At 65.8% G+C, this 365-nt stretch carries 1 tRNA gene and 1 rRNA gene; both read left to right on the forward strand.

Annotated elements, in window-relative coordinates:
- Positions 1-2 precede the first annotated feature (2 nt).
- Positions 3-118: ribosomal RNA gene (gene rrf, locus MKL09_RS16970) — 5S ribosomal RNA — on the forward strand.
- 129 nt (positions 119-247) lie between these two features.
- Positions 248-324 (forward strand) — tRNA-Met (locus MKL09_RS16975).
- Positions 325-365 lie beyond the last annotated feature (41 nt).

Raw genomic sequence — 365 nt, forward strand, 5'->3', positions numbered from 1 at the left:
GGTCTGGTGGCTTGAGCGGCGTGCCCAGAACCCGATCCCATCTCGAACTCGGCCGTTAAACACGCCAGCGCCCATGGTACTGTGTCTCAAGGCACGGGAGAGTCGGTCGCCGCCAGACCCGCACATCGCAAACACACACAGCGCACCGCTCGCACGAGCCCGCGCGATTCCCTCGACACGACACACGCTACGGCCCCGGACCGCGCCATCACGCGCACGCCAGCCCGGACCAGCCGCACAACCTTGGCGCGGGGTGGAGCAGCCCGGTAGCTCGTCAGGCTCATAACCTGAAGGTCACAGGTTCAAATCCTGTCCCCGCAACCAAATCTCTCTCGACGACTCGACCCGTCAAGAACCCGGCCCGC

Source organism: Methylobacterium sp. J-048 (genome assembly GCF_022829515.1).
Taxonomy (GTDB): Bacteria; Pseudomonadota; Alphaproteobacteria; order Rhizobiales; family Beijerinckiaceae; genus Methylobacterium.